The 5,252-nt window shown below is 76.4% G+C and carries 6 protein-coding genes, 2 pseudogenes and 1 riboswitch; of the genes and pseudogenes, 4 read left to right on the top strand and 4 right to left on the bottom strand.

Translation table 11 applies throughout. The annotated features are described in order from the left end of the window. Positions 1-28: 28 nt before the first annotated feature. Complete coding sequence (locus C1I99_RS29000; protein WP_111137373.1) at positions 29-730, bottom strand: alpha/beta hydrolase; 702 nt, start codon at positions 728-730, stop codon at positions 29-31. Positions 731-809: 79 nt separating this feature from the next. Beyond that, on the bottom strand, positions 810-1,796 hold the full coding sequence (locus tag C1I99_RS29005) for a LacI family DNA-binding transcriptional regulator (protein WP_111137374.1): 987 nt from the start codon (positions 1,794-1,796) through the stop codon (positions 810-812). A 152-nt stretch (positions 1,797-1,948) separates the two neighbouring features. On the opposite strand from C1I99_RS29005, the gene C1I99_RS29010 reads away from it, so the two are divergent. Further along, a complete protein-coding gene (locus C1I99_RS29010) occupies positions 1,949-3,202 on the top strand; it encodes an MFS transporter (protein ID WP_438941460.1) in 1,254 nt (417 codons plus the stop codon). Between the two features lie 113 nt (positions 3,203-3,315). Next, on the top strand, positions 3,316-3,654 hold the full coding sequence (locus tag C1I99_RS29015; protein ID WP_111137375.1) for a hypothetical protein: 339 nt from the start codon (positions 3,316-3,318) through the stop codon (positions 3,652-3,654). A 7-nt stretch (positions 3,655-3,661) separates the two neighbouring features. Here the strand turns inward: C1I99_RS29015 and C1I99_RS33535 are convergent, their stop codons facing one another. Further along, on the bottom strand, positions 3,662-3,805 hold the full coding sequence (locus C1I99_RS33535; RefSeq protein ID WP_233512773.1) for a hypothetical protein: 144 nt from the start codon (positions 3,803-3,805) through the stop codon (positions 3,662-3,664). Positions 3,806-3,808: 3 nt separating this feature from the next. Further along, positions 3,809-3,889 (bottom strand): annotated as a pseudogene (locus C1I99_RS35275) (MBL fold metallo-hydrolase); the annotation flags it as partial. 440 nt (positions 3,890-4,329) lie between these two features. Beyond that, a riboswitch (cobalamin riboswitch) is annotated at positions 4,330-4,459 on the top strand. 46 nt (positions 4,460-4,505) lie between these two features. Between C1I99_RS35275 and C1I99_RS29025 the strand changes: the two are divergent. After that, a complete protein-coding gene (locus tag C1I99_RS29025; protein WP_111137376.1) occupies positions 4,506-4,733 on the top strand; it encodes a hypothetical protein in 228 nt (75 codons plus the stop codon). A 120-nt stretch (positions 4,734-4,853) separates the two neighbouring features. Further along, positions 4,854-5,252: pseudogene (cobN, locus tag C1I99_RS29030) on the top strand (cobaltochelatase subunit CobN); the annotation flags it as partial.

A 5,252-nucleotide genomic window follows, 5' to 3' on the forward strand; every position in this document is an offset into this window, starting at 1 on the left:
GGGCTGGGCTGGGCGGGGGTGGCGTGGGTCAGGGTTCGGTGAGCCAGGCGGCGGCGCGGTGGCGGAGGTCGGTGGGGATCTCGTGGCCGCCGGGGAACTCGTCGTAGGTCACGTCGTAGCCGAGCGCGCGCAGCCGGGGGACCAGCCGGCGGCTGCAGACGTCGACTGGGAGGACCGGGTCGTCGGTGCCGTGCGAGACGTACACCCGGGGCCGGCCGTGGGTGACCAGCGGTGCGGCGAAGCCGGGCGAGAAGGCCACCACGGCGTCGACCAGGTCGCCGTTGGTCAGGCCCAGGGAGAGGGCGTACGAGGCGCCGTCGGAGAAGCCGCCGAGGACCACCCCGTCGACGGGGTGGGCGGCGAAGACCGAGGCGAGCAGCCCGTCGATGCGCCGCACGTCCACCCCGAAGCCCTCGACGATCAGGTCCCAGCTGCTCGACACCGCCTGCGGGGCGACCAGCAGCAGGCGGTGCGTGTCGGCGACCGGCAGCAGCAGGTCCAGCCCCTGCCGGGCCGAGCCGCCGGCCCCGTGCAGCAGCAGCACCAGCCGGTACGGCCGGCCGTCGGCCGGATCCGGCGCGTACACCTCGGCGAGGAGCCCGCCCGCGGCGTCGGTCAGCGGCACCAGCCCGGCGGTGCCCCGGGTGGTCGGCGGCGCCGGACGCGCGGTCAGCCGGCCGTGCCGGGGGTTCTCCTCCGGCTGCCGGTGCGGCGGCGCGGGTTCTGCCACGGACTCACCGGTCCTTCTCCTCGGCGGGGCGGACGGCCGGCGGTTACCCCGCTGGCCGGCGGCTAACCGCCGCCGCGGCTCACCCGCTGGCCCTCGGCACCAGCCGGGACGGGTACACGGTCGTCGGCGGCACCGGCCGGCCCGCGAGCACGGCGGTCGCCGCCGCCGTGGCGATCTCCGCCACCGGGTGGGTGGCTGTGGTCAGCGCGGGCGTGGTCACCGCGGCGAGCGGGATGTCGTCGAAGCCGGTCACCGCGACGTCCCCGGGCACCTGCACTCCGTCGCCGCGCAGCCGGTCGATCACTCCGAGCGCGGTCGCGTCGCTGATTCCGACGATCGCGTCGGTGTCCGGCCAGCGGGCCAGCACCTCCCGGGCCGCCGTCCGGCCGCTGCTCGCGGTGAAGTCCCCCGGCACCAGCCGCACCGGCAGCCCCGCGTCCCGCACCACCCGCCGGTACGCCCGGACCGACCGCCCGGAGCAGGACAGCCAGCGGGGACCGGTCACCATGGCGATACGGCGGCGGCCGGTGCGGTAGAGGTGCCGGACGACCGCGGCCGTGCCGCCGCCGTTGTCCACGTCGAAGGACGGCACGAGAGCGGACCCGATGCCGATCGAGGCCACCCGGCCACGCAGTTCGCGCGGGACCGCGTCGAGCAGCGCCTCGGTGGTGTTGACCAGCATGAGCCCGCCGACGCCGCGGTCCTCGGCCAGCCGGCGCAGCCCGGCCGGCTCCCCGGCCGGCAGCCAGTGCAGCGCGACCCCGAGCCCGTACGGGGCGCAGACCCGGGCGGCCGCGCCGACCACCCGGTCGACGTACGGGTCGTCGAGGACCGACACGGCGGTGCCGGACACCACGATCACCAGCCGTACGCCGGTGCCGCGGACCAGCGCGCGGGCCGCGAGGTTCGGCAGGTAGCCCAGGCGGTCGGCGGCGGCGGACACCCGGCCGCGGGCGGCGGGCGAGGCGTACCCGGTTCCGGCGATCACCCGGGAGGCGGTGGCCCGGGAGACCCCTGCCGCCCGGGCGACGTCTTCCAGGGTCGGTGGTCGGCCTGCCGTCGTCATCTGTGCCCTCCCCGTGGTCGCCCGGCATCGCCGGTCGTCCGCATCATCCCCCGCCGGGCCCGCCAGTCGTAAGGGGTGGGACCGGGTTGTGCTGATAGCGCTCTCAGGTGTGCGATCGTGCAGCAGTCCACCTCGACCGAGAGGACGTCACCGTGAGTCGCGCCACCGCGCCGCCCGCCGCGCCGATCCCGGCGGCCGTACCCCGGTCGGTGCTCGCCGCCCGCACCGCCGTCGCGGTGGTGTTCGCCCTCAACGGGTTGGCCGTCGCCTCCTGGTTCTCCCGGGTGCCGGCGGTCCGCGAGGCGCTCGGGCTCACCGCGGGACGCCTCGGGCTGCTGCTGCTCGCCCTGTCCGCCGGGGCGCTGCTGGCGATGCCCACCGCCGGCCTGGTCGCCCAGCGCCTCGGCACGGCCCGCACGGTCGTGCTGTCCACCCTGCTCGTCGCGCTCGGCCTGGCCGTCGTCGGGGTCTCCGCCGGCGTCGCCGGCTCCATGGCCGGGGTCACCGTCGGCCTGTTCGCCCTCGGCTACGGCTCCGGCAGCTGCGACGTGGCGATGAACATCGAGGGTGCCGTGGTCGAGCGGCGGCTGGGGCGGACGATCATGCCCCGCTTCCACGCGGCGTGGAGCCTCGGCTCGGTGGCCGGGGCCGCGCTGGGCGCCGGGGCCGCCCGCGTCGGCGCGCCCGTCGCGGTGCACCTGAGCGTGGTGGCGGCGGTGGTCCTGCTCGGCACCCTGCTCGGCGCGCGCGCGTTCCTGCCCGCCAGCGAGACCGCGCCCGGCTCGCCGGACACCGCGTCGCCGGCCACCCGCCGCCGTGCGCTGCTCGCCGCCTGGCGGGAGCCGCGCACCCTGCTCATCGGCCTGTTCGTGCTGATCATGGCGTTCGCCGAGGGCAGCGCCAACGACTGGGTCGCGGTCGCCTTCATCGACGGGTACGGCCTCAGCGAGGCGGCCGGCGCGGCGGTCTTCGGTGTCTTCGTCGTCGGCATGACCCTCGGGCGCACGGTCGGCACCCTGGCGCTGGACCGCTGGGGTCGGGTCCCGGTGCTGCTCGGCACGATCCTGCTCGCCGTGCTGGGCGCGGGTGTGGCGGTACTGGCCGGCTCCGGGCCGGTGGCGGTCGCCGGGGTCGCGCTGTGGGGGATCGGCGCGTCGCTCGGCTTCCCGGTCGGGATGAGCGCGGCGGCGGACGAGGAGGACCGGGCGCCGGCCCGGGTCAGCGTGGTGGCCGTGATCGGCTACACCGCGTTCCTCGGCGGCCCGCCGCTGCTCGGCCTGCTCGGTGACCGGGTGGGTACGCTGCACGCCCTGCTCGTCGTGCCGTTGCTGCTGCTGCCCACCCTCGCGCTGGTGCCGGTCATCCGCCCGCCGGCAAGCCGCGCAGCCCGTCCGCCGGCGGTGTGAGCAGCCCGCCCGGCGGGCCGGTGGGCGGCGGTCAGGAGGCTCTCATCCGGCTCGCAGTTGACTGCCAGGAAACGGTGCTGCACTGGAGGTCACGCCGAGGAGAGGAGCCGGGGATGGGCTGGTTCAGCCGGCGGTCGCGGACCGCCGCCGAGGGGACCCCGACGAAGCTCGACCGGGAGGCCACCCGGGAGGACCTGGCCGCGCTGGAGGCGTTCGTGACCAGCCGCATCGGGGTCGAGTTCTACCTGGAGCCGGAAACCACCGCGACCGACACCACCGTGGTGGCGATCGCCCACGACGGTGAGTGGATCCGCCGCCGGACCGGCTCGCCGCGCGCCGCCGGGGTGATCGCCCGCAAGCACGCCGTGCCGCTGTACGAGGCGGCGAAGACCGGCTACCCGGAGCGGATGCGGGCCTGGAACCGGGCGCACCCGGAGCGTCGGGCCCGCTGAGCGGCGCTCAGCTCCCGATCGCCTCGCGCGCCTGCTCCAGGGTCGTCGGTGGGCTGTGGCTGGAGACGCACCAGCGGAGGTCGTCGTCGAGCAGCCGGCCCAGCAGCGCCAGGTCGGGGCCCGTTCGCCGGCGCCCGCAGGCGCGCCCCACGTGGTCCCAGTGGTGGTGGGTGTAGACGATCCAGCGCGGTGGCCGCAGCCCGGCGGCGCGTAGCGCGGCCTGGATCTCCCGGGCCTGCGCGGGGCTCTGTCCGCGTCGACCATCACACTTCCGCGCTCGTCGGTGACGACGGCGACGCCGGCCTGGACGTCGGCGGGATCCGGATCACCGGGGCAGAGCCAGACCCGACCGGCGAGGTGGTGGAACGTCATGTCGATGATGGTGACCGTTCCTCCCGATCGACCGTGGACACCGGCGATCGTGGCGCCCGCCCCTCGGCCGGCCGGCTCGCCACCACCCCGACCTGGACTGACGCGTTGCCCGCCGCCCGCTGCGCTGCGTCAACCCACGCACGTGGTGGCGCTGTCACCGGTACCCCCGACGACGCGGGGCGCAGGCGCGCCCGATAGGCCAACGGCATTTCCCGCGCCGCCGCAGAGATCGAATGGCGACGATGTCCGGGCCCACCTCCGGCGGCGGGCGGGTGTGGCAGCATTCGCGGCCTGACGGCAGTGAAGGAAGCCGGTGCGATTCCGGCGCGGTCCCGCCACTGTCACCGGGGAGCGATCCCCCCTCGTGAGTCACGGCCGTGCGTGCGCGGTTGGAAGGCCGGGGGTGAGCGTCGATCCGGGAGCCAGGATACTTCGGCCGTCGGAGTGACCCCAGGGCGTGGACACCCGAGGAGGACCCGATGACGCGCAGCGTCTCCGCCATCGACGACCATCGTCGTTTCCCGGCCGGGCGCGGTGGCGTGCCCGCGCCCCACCGCAGCGCCGCGCTTCGCCATCCCAACGCGCACGTCAGCACCGCGCCCCACGTCAGCACCCTGCGCCGCTGCGCCGCCGCACCATCCGGGAACACCGTCGCACCGCCCGGCCGCGCCGCCGCGACCGGTCGCCGCGCCGCCCACCACCGCTGAGTCCGCGCCCCACCCGTCTCGGTAGGGCGCCGGCCGATCCCGGCCCGCCCGCTGGTCCAGTGCCCACCCCGTACCGCCCGCCGGCCGACACCGACCGGGCGTCACTCTCCGGAGCCGTCCGTGCGCATCCTGCTGCTGTCCACCGCCGACACCGACCTGCTGGCCGCCCGCGCCAGCGGGGCCGACTACCGGTTGGCCAACCCCGCCCGGGTGGCCGCCGACGCCGTGCCGGCGCTGCTCGACGGCGTTGACCTGGCCGTCGTACGCCTGCTCGGCGGCCGGCAGGCGTGGCCGGACGGCCTCGCCGGGGTACTCGGCTCCGGCGTGCCCACGGTCGTGCTCGGCGGTGAGTCGGTGCCCGACGCGCAGCTCATGGCGGCCTCCACCGTGCCGTCCGGGGTGGCCACCGAGGCACTGGGCTACCTGGTCGAGGGCGGGCCGGAGAACCTCGCCCAACTCGCCCGTTTTCTCTCCGACACGGTGCTGCTCACCGGCGAGGGCTTCGCCCCGCCCACACCC

Origin of the sequence: Micromonospora deserti (genome assembly GCF_003236335.1) — a bacterium.
Lineage (GTDB): Bacteria > Actinomycetota > Actinomycetes > Mycobacteriales > Micromonosporaceae > Micromonospora > Micromonospora deserti.

Coding starts and splice junctions, on each gene's coding strand:
- C1I99_RS29015 (WP_111137375.1), top strand. CDS start 3,316: ATGGGCTGGTTCAGCCGGCGGTCGCGGACCGCCGCCGAGGGGACCCCG.
- C1I99_RS29025 (WP_111137376.1), top strand. CDS start 4,506: ATGACGCGCAGCGTCTCCGCCATCGACGACCATCGTCGTTTCCCGGCC.
- C1I99_RS29005 (WP_111137374.1), bottom strand. CDS start 1,796: ATGACGACGGCAGGCCGACCACCGACCCTGGAAGACGTCGCCCGGGCG.